Source organism: Streptomyces sp. NPDC056600 (genome assembly GCF_042792855.1).
Taxonomy (GTDB): Bacteria; Actinomycetota; Actinomycetes; order Streptomycetales; family Streptomycetaceae; genus Streptomyces.
Map to the genome: position 1 here is coordinate 1 of NZ_JBHTVQ010000010.1, position 25,539 is coordinate 25,539.

The 25,539-nt window shown below is 73.9% G+C and carries 18 protein-coding genes and 1 tRNA gene; 1 reads left to right on the forward strand and 18 read right to left on the reverse strand.

What is annotated here, in order from left to right; translation table 11 throughout:
* Window positions 1–73: 73 nt before the first annotated feature.
* The 11 genes from lysX to bldG form a co-directional block, all read right to left on the reverse strand.
* Window positions 74–952 carry a lysine biosynthesis protein LysX gene (gene lysX, locus ACFRAV_RS07775; protein ID WP_382552529.1) on the reverse strand — a complete coding sequence of 293 codons (879 nt, stop codon included), beginning with the start codon at window positions 950–952 and terminating at the stop codon, window positions 74–76.
* A gap of 336 nt (window positions 953–1,288) precedes the next feature.
* Window positions 1,289–1,362, reverse strand: a tRNA-Thr gene (locus ACFRAV_RS07780).
* A gap of 98 nt (window positions 1,363–1,460) precedes the next feature.
* Window positions 1,461–3,083 (reverse strand): alpha/beta hydrolase, encoded by a 1,623-nt coding sequence (locus ACFRAV_RS07785; RefSeq protein ID WP_382552530.1) that lies wholly within the window; start codon window positions 3,081–3,083, stop codon window positions 1,461–1,463.
* 36 nt (window positions 3,084–3,119) lie between these two features.
* Window positions 3,120–4,325 carry a DNA polymerase III subunit delta' gene (locus tag ACFRAV_RS07790; RefSeq protein ID WP_382552697.1) on the reverse strand — a complete coding sequence of 402 codons (1,206 nt, stop codon included), beginning with the start codon at window positions 4,323–4,325 and terminating at the stop codon, window positions 3,120–3,122.
* A 340-nt stretch (window positions 4,326–4,665) separates the two neighbouring features.
* On the reverse strand, window positions 4,666–7,788 hold the full coding sequence (gene tmk / locus ACFRAV_RS07795; RefSeq protein WP_382552531.1) for a dTMP kinase: 3,123 nt from the start codon (window positions 7,786–7,788) through the stop codon (window positions 4,666–4,668).
* A 190-nt stretch (window positions 7,789–7,978) separates the two neighbouring features.
* Window positions 7,979–10,852, reverse strand: a complete 2,874-nt coding sequence (topA, locus tag ACFRAV_RS07800; RefSeq protein ID WP_382552533.1) for a type I DNA topoisomerase — start codon at window positions 10,850–10,852, stop codon at window positions 7,979–7,981.
* A 316-nt stretch (window positions 10,853–11,168) separates the two neighbouring features.
* On the reverse strand, window positions 11,169–12,731 hold the full coding sequence (locus ACFRAV_RS07805; RefSeq protein WP_382552534.1) for a methyltransferase: 1,563 nt from the start codon (window positions 12,729–12,731) through the stop codon (window positions 11,169–11,171).
* Window positions 12,732–12,984: 253 nt separating this feature from the next.
* Window positions 12,985–13,554, reverse strand: a complete 570-nt coding sequence (locus tag ACFRAV_RS07810) for a small secreted protein (RefSeq protein ID WP_382552536.1) — start codon at window positions 13,552–13,554, stop codon at window positions 12,985–12,987.
* 244 nt (window positions 13,555–13,798) lie between these two features.
* Window positions 13,799–16,156, reverse strand: a complete 2,358-nt coding sequence (locus ACFRAV_RS07815; RefSeq protein WP_382552537.1) for a sodium-translocating pyrophosphatase — start codon at window positions 16,154–16,156, stop codon at window positions 13,799–13,801.
* A gap of 161 nt (window positions 16,157–16,317) precedes the next feature.
* Window positions 16,318–16,743 (reverse strand): ATP-binding protein, encoded by a 426-nt coding sequence (locus ACFRAV_RS07820; RefSeq protein WP_382552539.1) that lies wholly within the window; start codon window positions 16,741–16,743, stop codon window positions 16,318–16,320.
* Between the two features lie 107 nt (window positions 16,744–16,850).
* Window positions 16,851–17,192, reverse strand: a complete 342-nt coding sequence (bldG, locus tag ACFRAV_RS07825; RefSeq protein ID WP_003975386.1) for an anti-sigma factor antagonist BldG — start codon at window positions 17,190–17,192, stop codon at window positions 16,851–16,853.
* A 79-nt stretch (window positions 17,193–17,271) separates the two neighbouring features.
* Here bldG and ACFRAV_RS07830 point away from each other — a divergent pair, with 79 nt between their 5' ends.
* A complete protein-coding gene (locus tag ACFRAV_RS07830; protein WP_382552541.1) occupies window positions 17,272–19,953 on the forward strand; it encodes a DEAD/DEAH box helicase in 2,682 nt (893 codons plus the stop codon).
* A gap of 75 nt (window positions 19,954–20,028) precedes the next feature.
* Here the strand turns inward: ACFRAV_RS07830 and ACFRAV_RS07835 are convergent, their stop codons facing one another.
* The 7 genes from ACFRAV_RS07835 to ssd form a co-directional block, all read right to left on the reverse strand.
* Entirely contained in the window at window positions 20,029–20,520 is a 492-nt protein-coding gene (locus tag ACFRAV_RS07835; protein ID WP_382552543.1) for an Rv3654c family TadE-like protein, read from the reverse strand.
* Window positions 20,521–20,561: 41 nt separating this feature from the next.
* Window positions 20,562–20,942, reverse strand: a complete 381-nt coding sequence (locus ACFRAV_RS07840; protein WP_382552545.1) for a TadE family type IV pilus minor pilin — start codon at window positions 20,940–20,942, stop codon at window positions 20,562–20,564.
* Window positions 20,929–21,156 (reverse strand): DUF4244 domain-containing protein, encoded by a 228-nt coding sequence (locus ACFRAV_RS07845; protein WP_382552547.1) that lies wholly within the window; start codon window positions 21,154–21,156, stop codon window positions 20,929–20,931. Before ACFRAV_RS07845 ends, ACFRAV_RS07840 begins: the two co-directional genes overlap by 14 nt.
* A gap of 100 nt (window positions 21,157–21,256) precedes the next feature.
* Window positions 21,257–22,039 carry a type II secretion system F family protein gene (locus ACFRAV_RS07850; protein ID WP_382552549.1) on the reverse strand — a complete coding sequence of 261 codons (783 nt, stop codon included), beginning with the start codon at window positions 22,037–22,039 and terminating at the stop codon, window positions 21,257–21,259.
* On the reverse strand, window positions 22,036–22,701 hold the full coding sequence (locus tag ACFRAV_RS07855) for a type II secretion system F family protein (protein WP_382552551.1): 666 nt from the start codon (window positions 22,699–22,701) through the stop codon (window positions 22,036–22,038). Before ACFRAV_RS07855 ends, ACFRAV_RS07850 begins: the two co-directional genes overlap by 4 nt.
* A 290-nt stretch (window positions 22,702–22,991) precedes the next feature.
* On the reverse strand, window positions 22,992–24,260 hold the full coding sequence (locus ACFRAV_RS07860; RefSeq protein ID WP_382552552.1) for a TadA family conjugal transfer-associated ATPase: 1,269 nt from the start codon (window positions 24,258–24,260) through the stop codon (window positions 22,992–22,994).
* A 38-nt stretch (window positions 24,261–24,298) separates the two neighbouring features.
* Window positions 24,299–25,411, reverse strand: coding sequence for a septum site-determining protein Ssd (gene ssd / locus ACFRAV_RS07865; protein ID WP_382552554.1), 1,113 nt, complete (start codon window positions 25,409–25,411; stop codon window positions 24,299–24,301).
* Between the last annotated feature and the right edge of the window lie 128 nt (window positions 25,412–25,539).

Genomic DNA, 25,539 nt, shown 5'->3' on the forward strand with positions numbered 1-25,539 from the left:
ATCTCCAGCATCGCCCGGAGCAACCCCGCCGCATACGTCTCGGTCACCCTCCCCGACGCAGCGAAAACCCCCTTCATCGCCGCACCCGATCCAGCAGATGACCCACGATGTGATCCGCGACGTCCACCCGATCCGCGAGGGCGGACTGAAAACCGGAGAACTCGACCCGGTGATTGACCTCCAGGACCAGCAGGCGGCCGTCCCGGTCCTCGATGAGATCGACACCGGCGATGTCGGCGCCGACGGCCGTGGCCGCGGCGACGGAGAGCTTGCCGATCTCCGGAGTGACCTCGCAGGGCCGGGCCTGCCCGCCAAGGGCCACGTTCGTCCGCAGGGACTCACCCGTCCGGTACACGGCCCCCAGCACCTGACCACCGACCACGATCACCCGGATGTCCCGGCCGGGCTTGTCGATCAGCTCCTGCACGTACCCGAGATGGGACTGCGGGCCAGGCAGCGCGGCAACGTACTCGAGTACGGCCTCCGCACCGGCCCGGTCAGGCAGAGGAACGACCAGCCGGCCCCACGAACCGACCAGCGGCTTGATCAGAGCCGGATACCCGATCGAGTCCAGAGCGGCCAGCGCGGCCTGCGGCGTGAGAGCGAGCGCGGTACGCGGGGTCGGCACCCCCGCCGCCTCCAAGGCCACGGTGGAACGCCATTTGTCACCACACACCTCGGTGGCGTCCGCGCTGTTGACCACATCGACCCCCGCCGCGGCGAGGCAGCGGGCCGCGTACACCGCGCGGACCTGACCGATCTCCCGGTTCAACGCGAGATCCCAGGGCAGGCCACGCTCACCGGCCACGAACCACTGACGCCGGGTATCCACGTGCTCGAAAGGGATCCCGCGTCGGTCGAAGGCGTCGAACAACCTCTTCTCGTCCGCGCCGACCCTGCTGGCAAGCACCGCGATCCCGCAGTCACCCGGGCGCTCTGGTGTCGCTGACACGTGACCTCCGTACTAGGACCGCTGATAACCCCGGACGGCACAACCGACCTGCCGCATGGAAAGAAGCTACGAGCGGGACCGTCCCCCGGGCGTCCGCGACAAGTTCAGTGACCAGGACGCACTCCGCTGACCCGCCCGGGTACGGCTGCAAGCTCCGATTACCCGGCACGGTCCGGGCCGTCCGCCGACGGCGCTGACGTGGCTGACGCAGACGTGGAGGTAGGTGCACGTGGATCGCTCACCTGCGGCAGGGTGCGCACAACGCGAAAGGACCCGGTCAAATGATCTTGACCGGGCCCTCACGTGTACCGCCGTTGACCGGCGGGTTCATCGATGAGCCGCTTTCGGGATTCGAACCCGAGACCTACGCATTACGAGTGCGTTGCTCTGGCCATCTGAGCTAAAGCGGCACGTGCTGACCGCACCATGGTGCGACCGGCGACGACGGTAAGTCTACACAGTTTCCAGGGGTGCTCCGAACCGGCGATCGACAGGGCGTTCCGGGAGGTCAGAGGCAGCGCTTCCCCTCCGGGGGGACGGTGCCACGGAGCAGATAGGCGTCGACCGCCGCGTCGACGCAGTCGCTGCCGCGGCCGTAGGCGGTGTGGCCGTCGCCGTCGTGGGTCAGGAGCCGGCCGGAGGAGAGCTGACCGGCCAGGGCCTCGGCCCAGACGTACGGGGTGGCGGGGTCACGGGTGGTGCCGACCACCAGGATCGGGGCGGCGCCCTCGGCCTCGATGCGCCGGGCCTCGCCGGTGGGGGCGACGGGCCAGTAGGCGCAGTTCAGCGCGGACCAGGCCATGGTCTCGCCGAAGACCGGCGAGGCCTTCTCGAAGTCCCGCAGCGACGCGCGCACCTCCTCCGGCGAGGAGAACGCCGCGGGCAGGTCGAGGCAGTTCACCGCGCTGTTGGCGAACATCAGGTTGGAGTACCGGCCCTCGGTGTCCCGTTCGTAGTAGCTGTCGGAGAGCGCCAGCAACTGGGTGCCGTCCTTGTCCCGGCGGGCGGAGTCGAGCGCTTCCCGGAGCTGGGGCCAGGCGCCCTCGTCGTACATGGCGGCGATCACCCCGATGGTGGCCAGCGACTCCGTCAGCTCGCGTCCGTCCGGGTCCTCGGCCTTCAGCGGCTCGGCGTCCAGCTTCTCGAAGAACGCCTTCAGCCCCCGCCCCACCCCGGCGGGGGTGGCCTTCCGGCCGCCGATCGGACAGTCCGACTGCCGCACGCAGTCGCGGGCGAACGCCTGGAAGGCCGTCTCGAAGCCGGCCGTCTGGTCCAGGTTCAGCCGGCGGGCCGGCAGCGACGGGTCCATCGCGCCGTCCAGCACCAGGCGGCCCACCCGCGACGGGAACAGGCCGGCGTACGTGGCGCCCAGGAAGGTGCCGTACGAGGCCCCGACGTAGTGCAGCTCCTTGTCGCCGAGCACCGCCCGCACCACGTCCATGTCACGGGCCGTCTCCACCGTGGAGACGTGGCGCAGCACCTTCGCGGAACGGCCGCCGCAGCCCTCGGCGAAGGTCTTGAACGCCTCCACCAGGGAGTCCGCCTCGGCGCCCCCGTCCGGGGTGAAGTCGGTTCCGGTGTAGGCGTCCATGTGCGGTCCGTCGAGGCAGTCGACCGGCTCGCTGCGGGCGACCCCGCGCGGGTCGACGGCGACCATGTCGTACCGGGCCCGGACCTCGGCGGGGTAACCCAGCGCGGCGTAGCCCTGCAGGTAGTCGACGGCGGAGCCGCCCGGGCCTCCGGGATTGACGAACAGCGAGCCCAGCCTGCGGCCCGGCCCCGTGGCCCTGGTCCGCGACACCGCGAGCCGCACCTCGCCGGCCTCCGGCCGCGCGTAGTCGAGCGGCGCGCGCACCGTCGCGCACTGGAACCCGGGCGCGCCGCACGAACGCCAGGAGGGCTTCTGCTCGTAGAAGCGGGCCAGTTGCGGCGCCACCTCGGCGGGGAGGGCGGCGAGCGCGGGGCGGGTGCCCGGGTCGCCCGACTGCTCCTGCTTCGCGGCGCAGGCCGTCAGCAGGAGTGCGGAGGCGGTGACGACCGCTCCGGCCAGGCGCGCGGCCCGCCAGGGACGGGGCACGGAACGAGAGCTGCGGCTGATCTCCACCCGGCCACGGTAACTCTCCGCAGCCATGCTCACGCCCTGTGCCATGGATGTCGCCCGCACGGGCTAACCGTCACGCAGCGCCATGGTCATCGCCTCGACGGCCAGCAGCGGCGGCACGTTGCGGTCGAGTGCCTCGCCGCAGGCGCCGATCGCCTCTATCCGGCGCAGCGTCGACTCGGGGGTCCCGGACCGGGCCAGCCGCTGCAGCGCGTCCTCGGCGTCCGCGTTGGCGAGCGCCACCCGCGTGCCGAGCTGGAGGGCGAGCACGTCGCGGTAGAAGTTGGTCAGGTCGGTCAGCGCCAGGTCCAGGCTGTCGCGCTGGGTGCGGGTGCGGCGGCGCTTCTGCTTGTCCTCGAGGTCCTTCATCACGCCGGCCGTGCCCCGGGGGAGCCTGCCGCCCTGGGCCGCGCCGAGCGCCGCCTTGAGCTCCTCGGTCTCCTTGACGTCCAGCTCCTCGGCCAGCACCTTGGCGTCGGCGGCCGCCGCGTCCACCAGCTCCTGCGCGGCGCGCAGCGCCCCGCCCACGTCGCCCACCCGCAGCGGCAGCTTGAGCACGGCGGCCCGGCGCTCGCGGGCCGCCGGGTCCACGGCCAGCCTGCGGGCGCGGTCGACGTGGCCCTGGGTGGCGCGGGCCACCGCGTGGGCGGTGCCGGGCTCGATGCCGTCGCGGCGGATCAGCAGGTCGGCGACGGCCTCGACCGGCGGGGTGCGCAGGGTCAGCAGCCGGCAGCGGGAGCGGATGGTGGGCAGCACGTCGTCCACGGACGGCGCGCAGAGCATCCAGACGGTGCGCGAGGCCGGCTCCTCGACCGCCTTGAGGACGGCGTTGGCCGACTTCTCGTTGAGCCGCTCGGCGTCCTCGACGAGGATCACCTGCCAGCGGCCGCCCGCCGGGGCGGTGTACGACTTGCGCACGGTGTCGCGCATGTCGTCGACCAGGATCTGCGCGCCGGTCGCGACGACGGTGGAGACGTCGGCGTGGGTGCCGATGAGGGCCGTGTGGCAGCCGTCGCAGAAGCCGCAGCCGGGGGCGCCGCCGAGAGCACGGTCCGGGCTGACGCACTGGAGCGCGGCGGCGAAGGCGCGGGCCGCCGCCTCCCGTCCCGCGCCGGGCGGGCCGGTGAACAGCCAGGCGTGCGTCATCTTGGACGCGGCAGGGGCCGGAGCGCCCTCGCTCGCGGCCGTGACCAGCGCGTCGGCGTCGCGCGCCGCGGCGTCCAGTTCGGCGATGACCCGCTCCTGGCCCACCAGGTCGTCCCATACGGCCACGGGCACCGCCCTTTCGTTCACGTCGTACCGCCGCCTCCATTGTGCGGGTCGGCTAGGACAGCCGGTGCCCGGCCGGTGGGGGCGGCCTCCCGTCTCCCCGCCGGCCGCGCCCACGGCCGCGCCCGCCGCGGCGCCCCACCGCCCGCGCACGCCCCCCGCCTGCGGTGTCCCCTCCGCCTGCGCACGCCCTTCGCCTGCGGCGTCCCCTCCGCCTGCGCACGCCCTTCGCCCCTCGCCCGGGAGGAGCGCCGCCTCGCCTGCGGCAACCCGCCCGCACGCGTACGCCGCCCCGGCCGGGTGTCGGGCACCTGGCGAGGCGGCGTACCTGAGCGGGCGGGGGTCAGCGACGGCGGCCGCGACGGCCCTTGCCGTCGCCGCCGTCACGCTCGTCGTACGGGCCGAGCAGCTCGTCGGCGAGGCTGGGCAGGTCGTCCATCGGCGTCTCCTCCGCCCAGTCGGGGCGACGGCGGCCGTCCCTGGCACCGCCCTCCGCGCCGACCTGCGGCAGCTCACGGGTGACGTCCGCGTCGCGCGGGATCTCCCGGGTGACGTCCGGGTCCGGCTGCTCGATCCGGGGCAGCACCGCCGTCTCGTCGGCCGGCCGGCCCACCTGGGGGATCTCCATCGTCGCGTCGTTCTCGGCGACCCGCGGGATCACCGTGGTCTCCTCCTGCGGGGAGACCACCGGCGTCGGCACGGTCAGCGCCTCGTCGTCCGGCGCCTTCGACATGCTCACGCGGTCCTGCGGGCCCCGGTCGTCCTCACGGGCCTCGTCGCGGGCCTCGTCGCGGGACGGGGCCGGTGCGGGCTCGGGCGCCTTGGACATCCGCACCGCCTGCGAGGTCTTGGCGGCCTCGGCGGCCGTCGCCGCGGCCTCCGCGAGGCGGCGGGCCTCCTCGGCGCGCAGCAGGGCCTCCTCGGCCTGCCGCTGCTTCTCCATCCGCCGGGCCTCGGCCTCGGCGCGCAGCCGGGCCTGCTCCGCCTCGCGGTTGCGGCGCTCGACCTCCTCCTCGCGGCGGCGGGCCTCCTCGGCGGCCCGGGCCTCCTCCTCGGCGAGCAGCCTGGCGCGCTCCTCCTCGGCCTTGCGGCGGGCCTCGGCCTCCCGGCGACGGGCCTCCTCGGCCTGCCGCTCGGCCTCACGGCGGCGCGCCTCCTCCAGCTCGCGGCGCTGACGCTCCTCCTCCTCGGCGCGCAGGCGGGCGAGCTCCTCCTGACGCTCACGCTCCAGGCGCTCCTCCTCGGCCTTGCGGGCGGCCTCCTCCTCGGCCCTGCGCCGCGCCTCCTCCTCGGCCTTGCGACGGGCCTCCTCACGGGCCTTCTTCTCGGCCTCGGAGAGCGGCAGCATCTGGTCGAGACGGTGCCGGACGACCGTGGTGACCGCCTCCGGCTCCTGGCCGGCGTCGACGACGAGGTAGCGCCCCGGGTCGCTCGCGGCCAGCGTGAGGAAGCCGGACCGCACCCGGGCGTGGAACTCGGCGGGCTCCGACTCCAGCCGGTCGGGGGCCTCGGTGAAGCGCTCGCGGGCGGTCTCGGGGGACACGTCGAGCAGCACCGTCAGGTGCGGGACCAGCCCGTTGGTCGCCCAGCGGGAGATGCGGGCGACCTCGGCGGGCGACAGGTCGCGGCCGGCGCCCTGGTAGGCGACGGACGAGTCGATGTAGCGGTCGGAGATGACCACGGCGCCGCGCTCCAGCGCGGGACGGACCACGGTGTCGACGTGCTCGGCACGGTCGGCGGCGTACAGCAGCGCCTCGGCGCGGTGCGAGAGCCCGGCGCTGGAGACGTCCAGCAGGATCGAGCGCAGCCGCTTGCCGACCGGAGTGGCGCCCGGCTCACGGGTGAGCACCACCTCGTGGCCCTTGGCGCGGATCCACTCGGCGAGCGCCTCGGCCTGGGTGGACTTGCCGGCTCCGTCGCCGCCCTCCAGGGCGATGAAGAAACCGTTCACCGCCGGCGCGGCGGTGGGCTCGTCACCGCGGACGGCGTCGCGGAGGTCGTGGCGGAGCGGGATGCCGGACCGGTCGTCGGTCTTGGCCAGCACCAGCGCGGCGACCGGCAGCAGCAGCGCGCCGACCAGCATGAGGACGAACGAGGCGCAGCCGTGCGCGAAGACGAACTTGCCGCTCTCCATCCGGTGCGGGCCGATCGCCGCGGCCAGCAGCGGGGCGGCGACGGCGGCCAGGCCGATGGTGGCGCGGACCACGGCGTGCAGGTGGTCGGTGAGCCGTGGGCGGCGGTACTCCTCGGTCTCCTGGTCGAGCAGGGTGTGCCCGGTGTTGGCGGCGATGCCCGCGCCGACGCCGGCGAGGGCGGCGGTCAGCAGCATGGTCGCCATGTCGGGGACGAGGCCGGTGGCCAGCAGCGCGATGCCGGTGAAGGTCAGGGCGAGGGCCAGCAGACGGCGACGGGAGAGCGCGGGCAGCACCTTGGGGGCGAGGCGCACACCGGCCACGGTGCCCCCGGTGAGGGCGAGAACCAGCAGGCCGTAGGCGACCGGGCCGCCCCCCAGGTCTATGGCGTGCAGCACGGCGACGGCCACCGAGGCGGCGATCGCGGCGGCGACCGAGGCGCAGGCGACGATCAGCAGCGGGATGGCGCCGGTGCGGCCCTTGTCGGGGCCGGAGCCGCTCCGCGGGCGGCGCAGGCCCTCCAGCGGTGAGCGGGCCCGCGGAGTGCGGGTGGTGGGCAGCTCCAGCTGGACCAGGACCGAGACCGACGCGGCGAACAGCCCGGCCGCGACGAACGAGGCGAGCGCGGCCTGGTGCTGGGCGAACCAGTCGAGGCCGGCGCCGAGCAGGTTGCTGATCAGCGTGGCGAGCACCAGCGCCGCGGCGGCCAGCGGCAGGGCGCCGACGGTGGTGCGCAGCGAGAGACGGCGCAGGGCGTCCTGGTGGTCCGGCAGCGGCCGGATGCTGGCGCCCTCCGGGGGCGGGGGCGGCAGCAGCGCGGGGGCGGCGGAGGCGCGGCAGATCGTCCACAGCCGCTCGGCCACGCCGGTCAGGAAGACCGTCACCATCAGCGCGGCCACCGCGCCGCCGGGGGTCCAGTCGATCCACAGCGGGGCCAGGATCAGCAGGACCAGGCGGAAGCCGTCGGCGCCGACCATGGTCCAGCGCCGGTCCAGCGGCCCCTCGGCCGCGGTCAGAGCGGTGAGCGGTCCCAGCAGAACGGCGCCGAAGAGGAGGGTCGACAGCACGCGTGCGCCCAGCACGCAGGCGACCGTGAGGGCGACACCGCGGGATCCGCCGCCGAAGGTGCTCTCGGAGACCGCCGCCTGGAGTGCCAGCAGCACCAGGACCAGCAGGGCCAGGAGGTCACCGGTTCCGGAGACGAGGTGGGCGCTCCACAGTCGCTTCAGCTGCGGCCTGCCCAGCAGGGACCGCACGGCCCGTTCGCGTGAATCTGCGACCAGGGCGTCGTCGGGGTCCGGGGAGTGGGCCGTTGTCTGCTCGGCTCGCGTCATGCGTTCAGCCTATCGGGACGCGCCGACGCCACGGGCCCGGCCTCCGAACGCGTGCGGCGTCGCGCGCACGTGCGGAAACCGGGCCCCGGGCCGGCATGGTCGGTCGGGTCCGGGGGTTCTATCGGGGGTACCGGGCGTCGACGGCTCTGCGCCGTCCGCCCAGTTCCCTCGATTCCCGGTCCCGGGCGGGTCAGTCCTCGAGGGGCGGTTCTGCCGCCGTCTTCTTCGAGGCGGTGGACGCCGTGGTCTTCTTCGCCGCCGTCTTCCTGGCCGCGGAGGTGGTGGTCTTCTTGGCCGCCGTCTTCTTCGCGGCGGTCTTGGTGGCCGTCTTGGTGGCCGCCTTCTTCGCCGTGGTCTTCTTGGCGGTCTTCTTCGCCGTCTTCTTGGCGGGGGCCTTGGCCCGCTTCTCGGCGAGCAGCTCGAACCCGCGCTCCGGTGTGATCGTCTCGACGCTGTCGCCGGAGCGGAGGGTCGCGTTGGTCTCGCCGTCGGTGACGTAGGGACCGAAGCGGCCGTCCTTGATCACGGCCGGCTTGCCGCTGACCGGGTCGTCGCCCAGCTCCTTCAGCGGGGGCTTGGCCGCGGCCCGTCCACGCTGCTTGGGCTGGGCGTAGATCGCCAGCGCCTCCTCCAGCGTGATGGTGAAGAGCTGGTCCTCCGCCTGGAGGCTCCGCGAGTCCGTCCCCTTCTTCAGGTACGGGCCGTAGCGGCCGTTCTGCGCGGTGATCTCCACGCCCTCGGCGTCGGCGCCGACCACACGGGGCAGCGACATCAGCTTGAGCGCGTCGTCCAGGGTGACCGTGTCCAGGGTCATCGTCTTGAAGAGCGACGCCGTGCGCGGCTTGACCGCGTTCTTGCCGGTCTTCGGAGTGTCCTCGGGGAGCACCTCGGTGACGTAGGGGCCGTACCGGCCGGCCTTGGCGACGATGGGGCGGCCCGTCTCCGGGTCCTGACCCAGGTCGCGGTCCCCGCTGGGCTGGGCGAGCAGTTCCTCGGCCAGCTCGACGGTGAGCTCGTCCGGCGCGAGGTCCTCGGGGACGTCCGCGCGCTGGTGGCCCTCGGCGTCCTTCTCACCGCGCTCGACGTACGGGCCGTAGCGGCCCACCCGCAGCACGATGCCTTCGCCGACGGGGAACGAGGAGACCTCGCGGGCGTCGATGGCACCGAGGTCGGTGACGAGCTCCTTGAGCCCGCCGAGGTGGTCGCCGTCCCCGTTGCCCGCGTCCGCCGCCCCGCTGCCGCCGGCCGTCCCGCCGGTCTCGCCGAAGTAGAAGCGCCGCAGCCACGGCACCGACTCCGCCTCGCCGCGCGCGATGCGGTCGAGGTCGTCCTCCATGCGGGCGGTGAAGTCGTAGTCGACGAGGCGGCCGAAGTGCTTCTCCAGCAGGTTGACCACGGCGAAGGACAGGAAGGACGGCACCAGGGCCGTGCCCTTCTTGAAGACGTAGCCGCGGTCGAGGATGGTGCCGATGATCGACGCGTAGGTCGACGGACGGCCGATCTCGCGCTCCTCCAGCTCCTTGACCAGCGACGCCTCGGTGTAGCGGGCGGGCGGCTTGGTCGAGTGGCCGTCGGCGGTGATCTGCTCGGCGCTCAGCGGGTCGCCCTCGGAGACCTGCGGCAGCCGGCGCTCACGGTCGTCGAGCTCGGCGTTGGGGTCGTCGGCGCCCTCCACGTAGGCCTTCATGAAGCCGTGGAAGGTGATGGTCTTGCCGGAGGCGCTGAACTCGGCGTCGCGGCCGTCGGAGGCGGCGCCGCCGATCCGGACGGTGACGGAGTTGCCGGTCGCGTCCTTCATCTGGGAGGCGACGGTGCGCTTCCAGATCAGCTCGTAGAGCCGGAACTGGTCGCCGGTGAGACCGGTCTCGGCAGGGGTGCGGAAGCGGTCGCCGGAAGGGCGGATCGCCTCGTGCGCTTCCTGCGCGTTCTTGACCTTGCCGGCGTAGGTGCGCGGCTTGTCCGGCAGGTACTGGGCGCCGTACAGCTGGGTGACCTGCGCGCGGGCGGCGGCGACCGCGGTCTCCGACAGCGTGGTGGAGTCCGTACGCATGTAGGTGATGAAGCCGTTCTCGTACAGCTTCTGGGCGATCTGCATGGTCGCCTTGGCGCCGAAGCCGAGCTTGCGGCTGGCCTCCTGCTGCAGCGTCGTCGTCCGGAACGGGGCGTACGGCGAGCGGCGGTAGGGCTTGGACTCGACCGAGCGGACCTGGAAGCGCGTGTTCTCCAGCGCCGCCGCCAGGGCACGGGCGTTCGCCTCGTCGAGGTGGAGGACGTTCGCCGTCCTGGCCTGACCCCGGGAGTCGAAGTCGCGGCCCTGGGCGACCCGCAGGCCGTCGACCGCGGCGAGGCGGGCGACCAGCGAGGAGGGGTCGGACGAGTCCGAGGGTCCGGCCGCGCCGGAAGCCTGGGCGAAGGTGCCGGTGAGGTCCCAGTACTCGGCGGAGCGGAAGGCGATGCGCTCGCGCTCACGCTCGACGACCAGGCGCGTCGCCACCGACTGCACGCGGCCGGCCGACAGGCGCGGCATGACCTTCTTCCACAGCACGGGGGAGACCTCGTAGCCGTAGAGGCGGTCCAGGATGCGGCGGGTCTCCTGGGCGTCGACCAGCTTCTTGTTCAGCTCGCGCGGGTTGCGCACGGCCTGCTGGATGGCGTCCTTGGTGATCTCGTGGAAGACCATCCGCTTGACCGGGACCTTGGGCTTGAGCACTTCCTGCAGGTGCCAGGCGATGGCCTCGCCCTCGCGGTCCTCATCGGTGGCGAGGAAGAGCTCGTCGGACTCCCGCAGGAGGTCCTTGAGCTTCTTGACCTGGGCCTTCTTGTCGGCGTTGACGACGTAGACGGGCTGGAAGTCGTGATCGACGTCCACCCCGAGGCGCCGGACCTCGCCGGTGTACTTCTCGGGCACCTCCGCGGCGCCGTTGGGAAGGTCGCGGATGTGCCCGACGCTCGCCTCGACGATGTAGCCAGGGCCCAGATAGCCCTTGATCGTCTTCGCCTTGGCAGGCGACTCGACGATGACGAGTCGGCGGCCGCCCTGTGCGGTCTCGCTGGTCGGGGACAACTTCTGCTCTTCTCTCCGGTCGACGCGGGGTCTTCCCCGAGGTGCTCCGGCACCCCGGGTTCGGGTCATGTGACGCTGCGGAGTGTGACGGTACATGCCGCCCCCGTGTCAAACGGGAAAAGCCCGCAACGGCCACTCGAACGGTAACCCGACTACCGTCATTCCTGCCGCCCGGACTCCCGAGCCGGACCGGTAAGCGGCCGGGCGGCACGCGCCACCCGTCCTCCTGGCCTGCGGCGGCGCACGGATCCGGCGTCCCCCGCGGGCCGCGCCTCAAACACCATGCCGCCCGGGAACCGGCGTCACGCCGCGCCGGTCAGGAGGCCGGCTCGAGGAATCCCTGCTCGATCAGCAGCCGGATCTGCGCGGGCGTGCGGTCCCGCAGGAGCACCGGGTCCTCCCCCATGAGCTGGGCGATGGCGTCCAGGATCCGGCCCGCACTGAGCGATCCGTCACAGACGCCGGCGAATCCGGCGCCCACGGTGTCCACCTGGGCGGCCCGGCGCATGCCGCGGTTCTGGCGGAGCACCACGTGCTCGGGGTCCTCGGCCCCGGGCAGCCCGACCTGCTCCTGCAGCACTTCGCCGGCCAGCCGGAAGTGCGCCTCCAGCAGTGCCGCGTCGTCGTTGCTCCGCAGGTAGTCCACCCGGTCGAAGTGGGCCCGCACCGTCTCGCCGAGCGGCTGCTCGATCGGGTGCGGCCACTCCTCGACGGTGACCGACGGGTCGGCCTCGGCCGCCGCGCTCCGGCGCAGGGTGATCCAGCCGAAGCCGACCGACCGCACGTCACGGGCCTCGAACTCGTCGAGCCAGGCGTCGTACCGGGCCTGGTACTCGGCGAGATCGCCCTGGTGGTCCCCGGCGTCGCGCAGCCACAGCTCGGCGTACTGCGTGACGTCCTGCACCTCACGCTGGACGATCCAGGCGTCGCATCCCCACGGCACCCAGGAGGCCAGCCGACTCTGCCAGTCCTCCCCGTCGACGTGCTCCCAGTTGGCGAGGAACTGCGCGAAACCGCCCTCGTTCAGCCGGGGGCCGGACTGCTGGACCAGGGTGCGGCAGAGGTCGTCGCCGCTCATTCCGCCGTCCCGGTAGGTGAGGCGGGCTCCCGGGGAGATCACGAACGGCGGATTGGAGACGATCAGGTCGTATCTGTCCTGCTCAGGCAGCGGCTCGAAGAGCGAGCCCTCGTACAGCTCGGCAGCCGGCGCTCCCGAGAGCGCGAGGGTCAGCGCGGTCACGTGCAGGGCGCGCGGGTTGAGGTCGGTGGCCGTCACCCGGGTGGCGTGCCCGGTCGCGTGGAGTGCCTGGATCCCGGAACCGGTGCCGAGGTCGAGGGCGGTGGCGACCGGGGTGCGCACGGTGACACCGGCCAGGGTCGTGGAGGCGCCGCCCACGCCGAGGACCACGCCCTCCTCCTTGCTGCCGATGCCACCGGCCCCGCCCACGGCACAGCCGAGGTCGGACACGATGAACCAGTCCTCGCCGTCCGGCCCGCCGTACGGCCGCACGTCCACGGTGGCGGCGACCTCGTCGCCACCGGCCGGCCGCAGCCATCCGGCGTCCAGGCAGTCCTCCAGCGGCAGCACCTCGGCCGCCCGCCCGCCCGCGACGGGCTGCTGGAGGAGGAACAGGCGGACCAGTATCCGCAGCGCCGAGTCGCCGCGCGTGGCGCGCAGCGCGGGGACGGTCTCGGCCCGCGCCAGCGCCGCGTAGGCCGGGGCGCCGAGCAGCTCGAGCAGCCCGTCGGCGGTGAAGTCCGCCGCGAGGAGGGCTTCCCGAAGACGCGCCGTGGTGTCGGGACGGTCGGCGGCCGGCAGGGCGGACAGGGCCGAGGGCCTCGTGTCCGAGGGCTGGGGTGACTGGCTGGCGTTGCTCACCGTCCCATTGTCACCGCTCGGGCCCGACCGGCACGCCCGCCTGTGGACGACGGAGGGGCGGAAGAGGAGGCCGCTGGTGTCATCTGTGGACAGGGCGGCGTCCGCCCGACATCGCGTCACCCTCCCGAGTGAGCCCCCCGGATGGGTCGGGCTCACGGATCCACAGGGAACCGGAGCACCGGCGATCGGCGATCGGCGATCGGCGATCGGCGATCGGCGATCGGCGATCGGCGACCCGGGGTGCGGCAGCGGGTCAGGCGTCGGACTTCGACCCGGCGCCGCCTCCGGCCTCGCAGGTGGGCTGCTGGCGCATGGCCTCGCCGACCTCGCCCTCCTCCAGCCGCTTCAGGGCGTCGCTGCCGCTGCCGCTGAGCTTCTGCAGCTCGGCGCCGACCTCCTTGAGCCCGTCGGCGAACTCGGCCTGGTCGTCGGTCTTGAGCTTGTCGACCTGCTTCTTCAGGTCGGCGTAGGAATCGGCGATGGAGTTGAGCTCCTTCACCGCGTCCTTCTGCTTCTTCTCACCGTTCTCCACCGCCGGCGGACCGGCACGGTCGATCACGGAGCCGATCTTCCGGTAGGCGTCGGAGATGTCCTGGAAGGCCTTGGAGTCGGTCTCCTTGACGTCCTTGGGCGGCGCCTTGTCGGAACTGTCCTCCTGGATCGAGGCGTTGGCCGCCTGGATCTTCTTGGCCTGAGGCTGCACACCGTCACAGACCTTCTTGGCCCAGGCGTTGAGCTCTTCGCTGTTGTCGTCGCCGCAACCGGACAGCGCCAGCATCAGTGCCGCACCGCCGGCCAGGACGGTCGCGAGCTTCTTCTTCACCGGGTCGGTCCCTTCCGTCGCTCTCGGCCCCGGAACATACACGTCGGGGGAGGGCCACACGGAGTCCGAGCATCCGATTTATGGCTGATTGAATCCTTTTGCATCAGCGAGAGAAGATTCACGGCCGCTGTTGTGCAAGTTCGCACACAAGAAGGGCACAAGTGCTCGTTGAGACGCGGTGGAGACACGGTGGAGACGCAGGGGCCCGAGGGCCTGCGTCCAGCCGGCACGCCTGAACGATCCGTCAGCGCCCGACCGGCGCCCGCGCCTCGTCCGGGTCGCCCATGGCGATCCCCCTGCGCCGGGAGACCCACACGGCGGCCACGACGACGACCAGCGCGAGCACCGCGACCAGCGCCCGCAGGCCCGGGCTTGCACCCGAGCCGTAGCCGAGCTGGATCACCGCGGGCGCGATCAGCAGCGCCACCAGGTTCATCACCTTCAGCAGCGGGTTGATGGCGGGACCCGCGGTGTCCTTGAACGGGTCGCCCACGGTGTCGCCGATGACGGTGGCCTCGTGGGCCTCGCTGCCCTTGCCGCCGAAGTGACCGTCCTCCACCAGCTTCTTCGCGTTGTCCCAGGCTCCGCCGGAGTTGGCGAGGAACACCGCCATCAGGGTTCCGGCGCCGATGGCCCCGGCCAGGAAGGAGGCGAGCGCGCCGACCCCGAGCGTGAAGCCGACGGCGATGGGCGCGGTCACGGCCAGCAGGCCGGGCGTGGTCAGCTCGCGCAGGGCGTCCCGGGTGCAGATGTCGACGACCCGCCCGTACTCCGGCTTCTCGGTGCGGTCCATGATCCCGGGGTGCTCCCGGAACTGGCGGCGGACCTCGTGGACGACCGCGCCCGCCGACCGCGACACCGCGTTGACGGCAAGTCCGGCGAAGAGGAAGACCACCGCGGCGCCCATGATCAGCCCGACCAGGTTGTTGGGCTGGGTGATGTCCGTGATCAGCGTCAGCGGTGCGCCGGGGCCGGAGATCCTTTCCCCCACCTCACGCGCACCAGCGAGCACGGCGTCCCGGTAGGAACCGAAGAGCGCCGCCGCCGCGAGCACCGCGGTGGCGATGGCGATGCCCTTGGTGATCGCCTTGGTGGTGTTGCCCACCGCGTCGAGGTCGGTCAGCACCTGGGCGCCCGGGCCCTCCACGTCACCGGACATCTCGGCGATGCCCTGGGCGTTGTCGGAGACCGGGCCGAAGGTGTCCATGGCGACGATCACGCCGACGGTGGTCAGCAGGCCGGTGCCCGCGAGGGCCACCGCGAACAGCGCGAGCATCACCGAGGCGCCGCCCAGCAGGAAGGCCCCGTACACCCCGAGGGCGATCAGCAGGGCGGTGTAGACGGCCGATTCCAGCCCCATCGCGACACCGGCCAGGATCACGGTGGCCGGCCCGGTGAGCGAGGTCCGGCCGATGTCCCTCACCGGGCGCCGGCCGGTCTCGGTGAAATAACCGGTCAGCTGCTGGATCAGTGCGGCGAGCACGATGCCGATGGCCACCGCGACCAGCGCCAGCACCCGCGGGTCCCCCGAACGGCCGGCGACCGCCGGGTCGGTCACCCCGTCCAGTTCCGCGTAGGTGGAGGGCAGGTAGACGAACCCGGCGACGGCCACCAGGGCCAGGGAGACGGCCGCGGAGACGAAGAAGCCGCGGTTGATGGCGCTCATGCCGCTGCGGTCGGCTCGACGGGGGGCCACCGCGAGGATGCCGATCACCGCCGTGACCACACCGATCGCCGGAACCATCAGGGGAAACGCGAGCCCCGCGTCGCCGAACGCCGCCATGCCCAGGATCAGCGCGGCGACCAGCGTCACCGCGTAGGACTCGAAGAGGTCGGCCGCCATGCCCGCGCAGTCCCCCACGTTGTCCCCGACGTTGTCGGCGATGGTGGCGGCGTTGCGCGGGTCGTCCTCCGGGATGCCCTTCTCGATCTTCCCGACCAGGTCGGCGCCGACGTCGGCGGCCTTGGTGAAGATGCCACCGCCGACGCGCATGAACATGGCGATCAGCGCGGCGCCCAGGCCGAAGCCTTCGAGGACCTTCGGCGCGTCCGCGGCGTACACCAGCACCACGCAGGAGGCCCCGAGCAGGCCGAGGCCCACGGTGAACATGCCGACCACGCCGCCGGTCCGGAACGCGATGCGCATCGCCGTCCGCGTGGCGCCCGGCGTGGACGCCTCGTCGGCGGCGTCCCGCGCGGCCGCCGCGACCCGGACGTTGGTGCGGACGGCCAGCCACATGCCGGTGTAACCGGTGGCGGCCGAGAAGACCGCCCCGATCAGGAAGAAGACGGACCGGCCGATGCGCTGGCCCCAGTCGTCGGCGGGCAGCAGGAGCAGCAGCAGGAAGACCACGACGGCGAAGACGGCCAGGGTGCGCAACTGGCGGGCCAGATAGGCCCGCGCGCCTTCCTGCACCGCCGCGGCGATCTGCCGCATGCTCTCGGTGCCCTCGCCTGCCGCGAGCACCTGGCGGACCAGCACGCCGGCCACCGCGAGCGCGGCCAGCGCCACCACGGCGATCACGGCCACCACGATCCGGTTCCCGTCGGTGAGCACCACGGCGAGGTGCGCCTGGCCGGATACGGGGGAAAGCCCCGCCATTCGTCCTCCTCGACGCCTGGACCGAGCGCGAAGCGGAGGCCCAAGGGCCGCCACGCTCTTCAGAGCAGCGTCACACGAACGGGCCGAAGGCGCACATCAGGGAGGACTCGGGCAGGAAGGGCAGGGAGCGGCGCGTGAAGGAGCCGCGACGCTGACGGATGTCAGGCGCGGGCGGTGGGCCAGGTCATGCGGATCAGGCCGCCCCCGGCACCCGCACTGACCTCGAGGTCGTCCACCAGGCCGGAGATCACCGCGAGGCCCATCTGGTCCTCCTCGGTCTCCGCCGTGTCGAGCGCGGCGGGGGAATCCCCGGGCACCGCGTCGGCGGACGCCGATCGGGGCGCGTCGTCGGCCACCTCGATGGAGAAGAGTTTTTCCTCGTCGGTCAGCGCGATGCGCACCGGCGAGCCGAGGCCGCTGCCCCGGTGAAGACCGACCGCACGGGAACACGCCTCGCCGACGGCGAGACGCACCTCGTCGAGGACCGCCTCGTCCACTCCGGCCCGGCGCGCCACCGCGGCCGCCACCAGCCTGGCCGTCCGGACGTGCGCCGGAAGCGGGCTGATGAGGAGTTCAACGGTGGCCATGCACATCCCCCTCGGAACTACGGTCCTGCTGTCCGGAGGGCATGCCGAGGTGACGGCTCACCCTCCCGATGACGTCCGCCCCGGGCCGAGGCCCGGGGCGGCACTTGTCAGTCGGTGGCCGCGACCGCTTCCTCGACCGACGTGTGGATCGGGAAGACCTTGGTCAGGCCGGTGATCCGGAAAATCTTCAGAATGCGCTCCTGGTTGCACACCAGACGGAGCGAGCCCTCATGGGCGCGCACCCGCTTCAGGCCGCCGACCAGCACGCCGAGTCCGGTGGAGTCGAGGAAGTCCACGCCCTCCATGTCGACGACGAGGTGGAAGCTCCCGTCGTTCACCAGCTCGACCAGCTGCTCGCGCAGCTTGGGCGCGGTATATACGTCGATTTCGCCACCGACCTCGACGACCGTGCGATCGCCGACGGTACGGGTCGACAGGGACAGGTCCACGGATCCTCCAGCACCTTGCTATCGAGCGGTCGCCCCTCGGGACACCTGGCGGAATCCCCGGGACTGTTCGCCAGCCGCGATGGCATTCAATCACTTACCGGCAGGCGCGCACGACGCCTTGGGTCCATTGTCCTTCCAGCCGGTGACACACTCGGTGCCGATGGCTGAGAATCACCGATCCGGTCGAACCCGGACGGACACTGCTTCCCGCCCCTCGCCGGGCACGATTCTGGACCGGCTCGCCGGGGGCCAGGATCGTGCTGCGCGCATCACTCATACGGAGCACCTGCCCCCTCGGGAGGGTCGGCATGCCGTCTGGCCGCACGAGATCCGTGAAGAAGTTCTGGCGGCGGTCCGGGAGCGCGGCATCGAGCACCCCTGGGCCCACCAGGCACGAGTGGCCGAGCACGCCCTGGACGGCGAGTCGGTCGTGGTCGCCACCGGAACCGCGTCGGGCAAGTCGCTGGCCTATCTGGTGCCCGTCCTCTCCGCCCTCCTGGACGGCGCGGAGGCGCCCAACGGACGTGGTGCCACCGCCCTGTACCTGGCTCCCACCAAGGCCCTCGCCGCCGACCAGCACCGTGCCGTGAAGGAACTCGCCGGCCCGCTGGGAACGAAGGTCCGGCCGGCCGTGTACGACGGCGACACACCGGTCGAGGAACGCGAGTGGGTGCGGCAGTACGCCAATTACGTGCTGACCAATCCGGACATGCTGCACCGCGGTGTCCTCCCCTCCCACCCCCGCTGGTCCTCCTTCCTGCGGGCGCTGCGGTACGTGGTGATCGACGAATGCCACACCTACCGCGGAGTCTTCGGTTCGCACGTGGCCCAGGTGCTGCGCCGGCTGCGCAGGCTCTGCGCCCGGTACGGGTCCTTCCCGGTGTTCCTGCTGGCCAGCGCCACCGCGGCGGAGCCGGCCGAGGCGGCCCGGCGGCTCACCGGCCTGCCGGTGATCGAGGTCGCGGACGACGCCTCGCCCCGCGGTGAACTGGTGTTCGCGCTGTGGGAGCCGCCGCTGACCGATCTGCAGGGTGAGAAGGGCGCGCCCGTCCGCCGCACCGCAACCGCCGAGACGGCCGACCTGCTCACCTCCCTCACCCTCCAGGGTGTGCGCACCGTGGCCTTCGTCCGGTCGAGGCGCGGCGCGGAGCTGATCTCCGTGATCACGCAGGAGCGACTGGCCGAAAAAGATCGTTCTCTGGCCGGGCGTGTCGCGGCCTACCGGGGTGGCTATCTGCCCGAGGAACGGCGCGCGCTGGAGCGCGCGCTCCACTCCGGGGAGCTTCTGGGGCTCGCCGCGACCACCGCGCTGGAACTCGGCGTGGACGTCTCCGGCCTCGACGCCGTGGTCATCTGCGGCTACCCCGGCACCAGGGCCTCCCTCTGGCAGCAGGCCGGCCGGGCGGGCCGGACCGGCCAGGGCGCACTGGCCGTCCTGGTGGCCCGTGACGATCCGCTGGACACGTTCCTGGTGCACCATCCGGAGGCGCTGTTCGACCGTCCTGTGGAGTCCACCGTCCTCGACCCGGACAACCCGTACGTGCTCGCCCCGCACCTGTGTGCCGCGGCGGCCGAGCTTCCGCTGACCGACGAGGACCTCGCCCTCTTCGGCCCGGCGACCGGCGACCTGATGCCTCAGCTGGAGGCGGCGCAGTTGTTGCGCCGTCGCGCCCGGGCATGGCACTGGACCCGGCGGGAACGGGCGGCTGACCTCGCGGACATCCGGGGCGCGGGCGGACGGCCGGTGCAGGTGGTGGAGGCGGACACCGGCCGTCTCCTGGGCACCGTCGACGCGGGGGCCGCTCACACGGCGGTCCACGAGGGCGCGGTCCACCTCCACCGAGGGCTCACCTACCTGGTCCGCGAGCTCGACCTGGAGACGTCCGTCGCCCTGGTCGAGAGGGCCGACCCGCCGTACACGACGGTCGCCCGGGACACCACGGCGATCTCCGTCCTCTCCACCGACACCGAGATCCCCTGGGGCGACGGCCGCCTGTGCTTCGGATCGGTGGAGGTCACCAACCAGGTGGTCTCCTACCTGCGGCGCCGTCTGATCACCGGAGAGGTGCTGGGCGAGACCAAGCTGGACCTGCCGCCCCGCACGCTGCGGACCCGCGCCGTCTGGTGGACCGTGACGGAGGACCAGCTGGACGCGGCGCGCATCACGCCCGAGATCCTCGGCGGGTCCCTGCACGCCGCCGAACACGCCTCCATCGGCATGCTGCCGCTGTTCGCCACCTGCGACCGCTGGGACATCGGCGGCGTCTCGGTCCCGCTGCACCCCGACACGCTGCTGCCCACCGTGTTCGTCTACGACGGCCACCCCGGCGGTGCCGGGTTCGCCGAGCGGGCCTTCCACACGGCGCGGGAGTGGCTGCGGGCGACCCGCGAGGCGATCGGGTCCTGCGAGTGCGAGGCGGGGTGCCCGTCCTGCATCCAGTCCCCCAAGTGCGGCAACGGGAACGAACCGCTGCACAAGCGGGGCGCCGTACGGCTGCTGGGCGAACTGCTCCGCGGAGCGCCGGCCGAGGGCGACGCGGGCGACGCGGGCGACACGGCCGACACGGCCGACACGGCCGACGGGGACGACAGCGCGGCCGACCAGGCCGACGGGGGCGACAGCGCGGGCGACCGATCGGCGGCGACCACGGCCACGGACGCGGACACGGCCGTGGAGGACGGTGCGGGCGGCCGATCGGCCACGGCCACGGCCGGGGAGGACGGTGCGGAGACCGACCCGCACACCGGACCGGAAGCCTGACGCCACGCCCCGGACGCGCCGCCGAACAGCGGCGTGGCCGGCCGCGTCACCGCGCCCTCGCGGCCGCGACGGCGCCTACGACGGCGCCGGGAGCGGCGACGGAGCCGACGGCGGGCCAGGCACCTCCCCCGCGGGAGAGGCCGGGGAGGCGGGCGGGCCGGGTGCGCCGCCGGTGGGCGGCGGGTCCCGAGCCGGTGGTCCGGCTCTGGCCCGGGACTCCGCCGTGAAGGGACCGTGGCCGGCCTCCGCGACGACATCGGCCACCTCTCCCACGAGCTCGCACCTGACGAGCTGCACCCGCTGGGCCCGGACCACCCGGTCGGCCTGCGCGCAGGCGGCCGCGGTGCCGTCGGGCCAGTGCCGCGCCGCCGCCAGCGCCGCCAGATCGGCTGCCGCCGAGGCGCGGTGCCGCACCACCACCGCCTCGCTCATCGCGAGCACCGCCGCGAAGACCACGCAGAGGGCGCTCATGAATCCGCCCGTCCAGACCGTGGCCGACCCACGGTCGCCCCGGCCTCTCCCGCCCCCGCTCCTCGCGGCCCGGCTCCTCACGCACCGGCTCCTCACGCACCGGCTCGTCCCGCCCTGGCTCGTCCCGCCCTGGCTCCTCACGGTCCGGCCCCGACGGTCTCCTCGGCCGGCGTGACCGCCTCGTGCCGTACCTCGAACGGCAGGGCGCCGGCACCCGGAAGGCGGGCCACCACCCGTACCCGGACGAGGCCGTCGCTCCGGCCCACGGTCACACTCGCTCCTTCCGGGGCGGCTCGCCGGGCGACGGCCAGAACCGCGTCCTCGGGGTCCTGGCGGGCAGCGGCCCGGGCGCCGGCCCGGGCCGCGTCCACGCACTGGATCTGCGCGGCAGTCGCCATCAGGGCCCACACCAGCGCCACCCCGAAGAGGACCAGCAGCGGCAGGGTGACGGCGGTCTCGGCGGTCACCATCCCGCTCTGCCGGTCCCGTGTCGGCCGCCCGGCCTCATGGCCCTCCATCGAGCGCCTTCTTCACCAGTCCCTGCAGCTCGGCGTCGACCTGACCACTGGTCACCACCTTGTAGAGCACCGCCGCGAAGGCAACGGCTGCCACGATGCCCATCGCGTACTCGGACGTGACCATGCCCGCGTCCCGATGGGCCCTGTCGACCCTGCGGACCAGGTACAGCAGCCTGCCCCGCAGCCCACGCGCTCGTCGTGTCATGTTCCGCATTCCGACCTCCAGGTCGTTCGTTCCGTTGGTTTTCTCGATGTCCGCCGCATCCGTGCGGCGGAGTCCTTCGGGGAGCACGCCCACGGGTGGTGGTGCGTGCTCACGGGCCGCTGCCGAGCGCGCCGTCCGCCAGGCCGATGACCACCGGGAGCACCCCGATCGCGATGAAGGCCGGGAGAAAACAGAGGCCCACCGGTCCGGTGATCAGCACGCCCGCTCTGCGGGCCCGCGCGGTGGCCGCCCGGTCTCCCGCCGCGCGGGCCTCGGCGGCCAGACGGGCGGCGGGGGCGGCCGCCGGCAGACCCGACTCACCCGCCCGTTCGATGAGCCGGGCGAGGGGGTCCGCGCCCGGAACGGCGGCCAGACGCTGCCAGGCGCCGGCCGCGTCTCCCCCGAGCCGGACCTCGGCCGCACCCTGAGCCAGCCGCTCTCCCAGCGGCCCGCCGAGCGCCTCGCCGACGGCCCGCGCCGCGACCACGGGTTCGGCCCCGGCCTCGACGCACGCGGCCAGCAGGTCGGCGGCGAGCGGCAGCTGCTGGGCCGCCTGGGCCGCACCGCGGTCCGCACCGGCCTCCCGGGCGGCCTGTCGTCCGAGTCGTCGCTCCATGACGAGCCCGGACACCACGCCCACCGCCAGCCCGGGCAGCCCTCCGACGAGCAGCCAGCCCACGACGACCGCACCCAGGGCCGCTGCCCGACGCCTCGCCGTCCCACCGGGCGGCCACCGCCACCGCACGGCGGGCGGCGACCCGGCGGGTCGTCCCAGCAGCGCTGCCGCCCGCCGACGGCCACGTCCCGCACCCCGGCGCCCGGCGACCTCACCCGCCGCCCAGACCAGCCCGGCCGTCACCACCAGCGCCGTCACGGCACCCGGCCAGGTCATGCCTCCACCTCCGCCCCGCGGACGATGCGCGACGCCCACCACAGGCCAGCGGCCTCCAGTCCCCCGCCGACGGCCAGGCACCCCAGCCCAGGCCCGGTGTGCAGGAGGATCCGCAGCGGACCGGCTCCCATCGCCGTGCCCAGGAGCAGACCGAGGGCGGGCAGCCCGGCGAGCATCACGGTGGTGGCTCTGGCGCCCGCCAGCTGGGACCGGAGGTCGGCGCGCCGGTCCCGCTCCGACCGCAGAGCCGCGTCGAGCCGCTCCAGGCCGTCGGCGAGTCCCGCACCACGGTCCACCGCAACCCGCCAGCACGCCGCCAGTCCGCGCAGTCCTTCCGCTCCAGGGGCACACGCCGCACCCATCAGGGCCGTGGCGACGTCACCGCCGAAGCGCGCGGCCGCCACCGCCGGAGCGAGGGCCCGGTCGAGCACGCCGCCGCCCTCCTCGCTCAGCACCAGGGTCAGGGCCTCTCCCGGCTGACGGCCCGCGCGCACCTCGCCCGCCAGCGCACCGCACAGGGCGATCACCGCCTCTGCCCGCCGGTCGTGCTCCGCCCGCACGCCGGATGCGCGCCGCACCCTCCGCACCATGGGCACGGCCGCCATGCCCAACGCCAAGGGGAGGAGCGAGGAGCCCAGCAGCGCCACCACTCCCCCGGCCACCGGAGCCCACCACTCGGCTCCAGGCCGACGCCCACGGGCCCGGAGAACCGGATCGAGAAGCCGGGCCGACCCGCCCCACAGAACGCGCTCAAGGCCTCCGTCCGGCCCGCCGCACGGGCCTGTCTCCACGGTCACGGGACCGGATCGCGTCCGCGCCGCCCGCGCCATGGCTCGTGCCCGAGGAGCCTGCGACCTCGCTCCCGGCCACCACCAGAGGCCTGCCGCCGCGCACACCGCCGCCACCGCGACCGCCCCGCTCCCCGCCCCGACCGCTCCCGCGGCCCCGACGGTCACCACGCCTCCCCCGCACCGGCCCGCTCCGGCGCGGGCTCCTCGGCGCACCGCTCCGCCCGCTGCTCCGCACCGTCCGGAGTCCCGGCGTCCAGCAGCCGCACCAGGTGCTCCCACCCGGCCTGCGGCACGAAGGCCCGCTCGCCCCACCGCAGGGCGGGCACCGTCCGCACCAGCCCCGCCGCGTCGCGCTCCAGCACCCGCACCTCGGCGATCCGACGGCGTCCGCCGCGATCACGTACGAGGTGGATCACCACCGACAGCGCCGCGGCGAGCTGGCTGTGCAGTGCGGCCCGGTCGAGGCCGGCAGCCGTCCCCAGGGCCTCCAGCCGGGCCGGGACGTCCGCGGCCGCGTTGGCGTGCACCGTTCCGCACCCGCTGTGTCCGGTGTTGAGCGCGGCCAGCAGATGCACCACCTCGGCCCCGCGCACCTCGCCCACCACCAGCCGGTCGGGCCGCATCCGGAGCGCCTGCCGCACCAGGTCCTCGAGCGTCACCAGCCCGGCCCCCTCCTGGTTCGCCGGTCTGCTCTCCAGCCGGACGACGTGGGGGTGCTCCGGCCGCAGCTCCGCCGAGTCCTCGGCCAGCACGATGCGCTCGGCCGGGCCGGCCAGGCCCAGCAGCGCGCTGAGCAGCGTGGTCTTGCCGGTCCCGGTGCCTCCGCTGATCAGGAAGGACAGCCGGGCGTCCACCAGGGCCCGCAGCACCCCCTCCCCGCTGGGCGGCAGCATTCCGGCGCCGGTCAGCTCGCCGAGGGTGAAGGCACGCGGACGGACCACCCGCAGCGAGAGGCAGGCGCAGCCCACCGCGACCGGTGGGAGCACGGCGTGCAGCCGTGTCCCGTCGGGCAGCCGCGCGTCCACCCAGGGGCGGGCGTCGTCGAGGCGGCGTCCGGCCACGGAGGCCAGCCGCTGGGCCAGCCGGCGCACCGCCACGGCGTCCGGGAAGGCGATGCCGGTCAGTTCCAGCCCCGTGCCCCGGTCCACCCACACCCGGTCCGGCGCGGACACCAGGACGTCCGTCACCGCGGGGTCGGCGAGCAGCGGTTCCAGCGGTCCGCTTCCCACCAGTTCGGAACGCAGCCGCACCGCCGCGCCCAGCACCTCCTCGTCCCCGAGCACGCGGCCGCCTCGCTCGCGCAGCGCCTGGGCCACCCGGGCCGGTGTGGGGTCGGCTCCGCTCTCGGCCAGCCAGCGACGCACTCCGTCGATCAGCTCTCCCGTGGACCCGGCGTCCTGAGGGGCTCCGCTCCCCGCGCGGGCGTTCATGCTGCTCCTGCGGGCGTTCATGCTCCCCGTGCGGGCGTTCATCGCCCACCGGCCGAAGCCGTCGCGCGGTCCCAGAACTGACGGCAGAACCGGGTCAACGGGGCCCGGGGCGCCGCCCCGGGAGGCAGCGAGGCCGTCGCGGGTGGACGCAGGTCCGGATCGGCCGGGACCTCCCCGAGCAGGGGGAGGCCCAGCAGCCGGGCGACCTCCGTGCCGTCGAGACCCGGTGCGTGGGGCCCGCGGACGGCGACCCTGAGGTCCCGCAGCACCATCCCGGCCATCGAGGCCACCCGGCCTGCCGCGGCCACCGCCCTGATCTCCGCGGGCACCACCAGCACGGCCAGGTCCAGCTGCGCCAGGATCTCCGCGACGCCCTCGTCGACCCGCCGGGGCAGGTCCACGACCACCGCGCCGCCGCCGCGCCGGGCCGCCGCCAGCACGGCACGCACGGCGTCGGGGGGAACGCTCACGCAGTCACCGCGGTCCCAGCTCAGCACCCGTAGCGAGTGGAGGCTGGGCAGGGACTCCTCGAGCGCCCCGCCGCCCAGCCGGCCCCGCGAGGAGGCGAAGGCGGGCCAGCGCAGCCCTTCGGCGGCCTCGCCGCCCAGCAGGACGTCCAGCCCTCCCCCGAGGGGGTCGGCGTCCACCAGAAGCGTGCGCACCCCGCCACGGGCGGAGGTGACGGCCAGCGCGCAGGCCAGCGTGGAGGCTCCGGCCCCGCCCCGGCCGCCGATGACCCCGACCGTGAGGGCGGGGCGGCCCACGCCCTCCACGACGTCGGCGATCCGGTCCGTGAGCCATTGCTCGCCGTCCGGCAGCACCAGCACGTGGTCGGCGCCGATCTCGACGGCGTGACGCCACACCCCGGGATCGTCCGGGTCCCGCCCGACCAGGACGACGCCCGGTCTGCGCGGCGCGCCCCGTACCCGGCGGGCGGCGTCGTCCCCGATCAGGACGAGCGGCGCGCCCTCCCAGACGGAGCGCCTGCCGGGTGGCCCGGGATGCACCTCGGGGGTCGCCCCGGCCGCGGCGCACAGCCGCAGCAGATCGTCGAGGAGCAGCGGGTCCTCGGTCACGATGAGCGGTACGCCCGCTCCCCGGCCGGGACCGCCGGCGGGTGTTCTCGGGGTGTCGGGGGTACGTCCGGTCATGGCTGCTGCCTCCTGCCCGCGCGGGGAGGGCATGTCTCCCCGGCCGTCGGTGTCGGAACTGATGTCGGAACTCAGCGGCGCGGGCGGAAAACGGGACGGCGAAGACACGAACCGTCGACCTCCGGGCG

Excerpts from the sequence above, each read along its gene's own strand:
- ACFRAV_RS07830 (WP_382552541.1), top strand. The coding sequence starts at position 17,272 with ATGGCATTCAATCACTTACCGGCAGGCGCGCACGACGCCTTGGGTCCA.
- ACFRAV_RS07850 (WP_382552549.1), bottom strand. The coding sequence starts at position 22,039 with ATGACCTGGCCGGGTGCCGTGACGGCGCTGGTGGTGACGGCCGGGCTG.
- ACFRAV_RS07840 (WP_382552545.1), bottom strand. The coding sequence starts at position 20,942 with ATGGAGGGCCATGAGGCCGGGCGGCCGACACGGGACCGGCAGAGCGGG.
- tmk (WP_382552531.1), bottom strand. The coding sequence starts at position 7,788 with ATGACGCGAGCCGAGCAGACAACGGCCCACTCCCCGGACCCCGACGAC.
- ssd (WP_382552554.1), bottom strand. The coding sequence starts at position 25,411 with ATGACCGGACGTACCCCCGACACCCCGAGAACACCCGCCGGCGGTCCC.
- ACFRAV_RS07815 (WP_382552537.1), bottom strand. The coding sequence starts at position 16,156 with ATGGCGGGGCTTTCCCCCGTATCCGGCCAGGCGCACCTCGCCGTGGTG.
- ACFRAV_RS07785 (WP_382552530.1), bottom strand. The coding sequence starts at position 3,083 with ATGGCTGCGGAGAGTTACCGTGGCCGGGTGGAGATCAGCCGCAGCTCT.
- ACFRAV_RS07860 (WP_382552552.1), bottom strand. The coding sequence starts at position 24,260 with ATGAACGCCCGCGCGGGGAGCGGAGCCCCTCAGGACGCCGGGTCCACG.
- ACFRAV_RS07820 (WP_382552539.1), bottom strand. The coding sequence starts at position 16,743 with ATGGCCACCGTTGAACTCCTCATCAGCCCGCTTCCGGCGCACGTCCGG.
- ACFRAV_RS07845 (WP_382552547.1), bottom strand. The coding sequence starts at position 21,156 with ATGCGGAACATGACACGACGAGCGCGTGGGCTGCGGGGCAGGCTGCTG.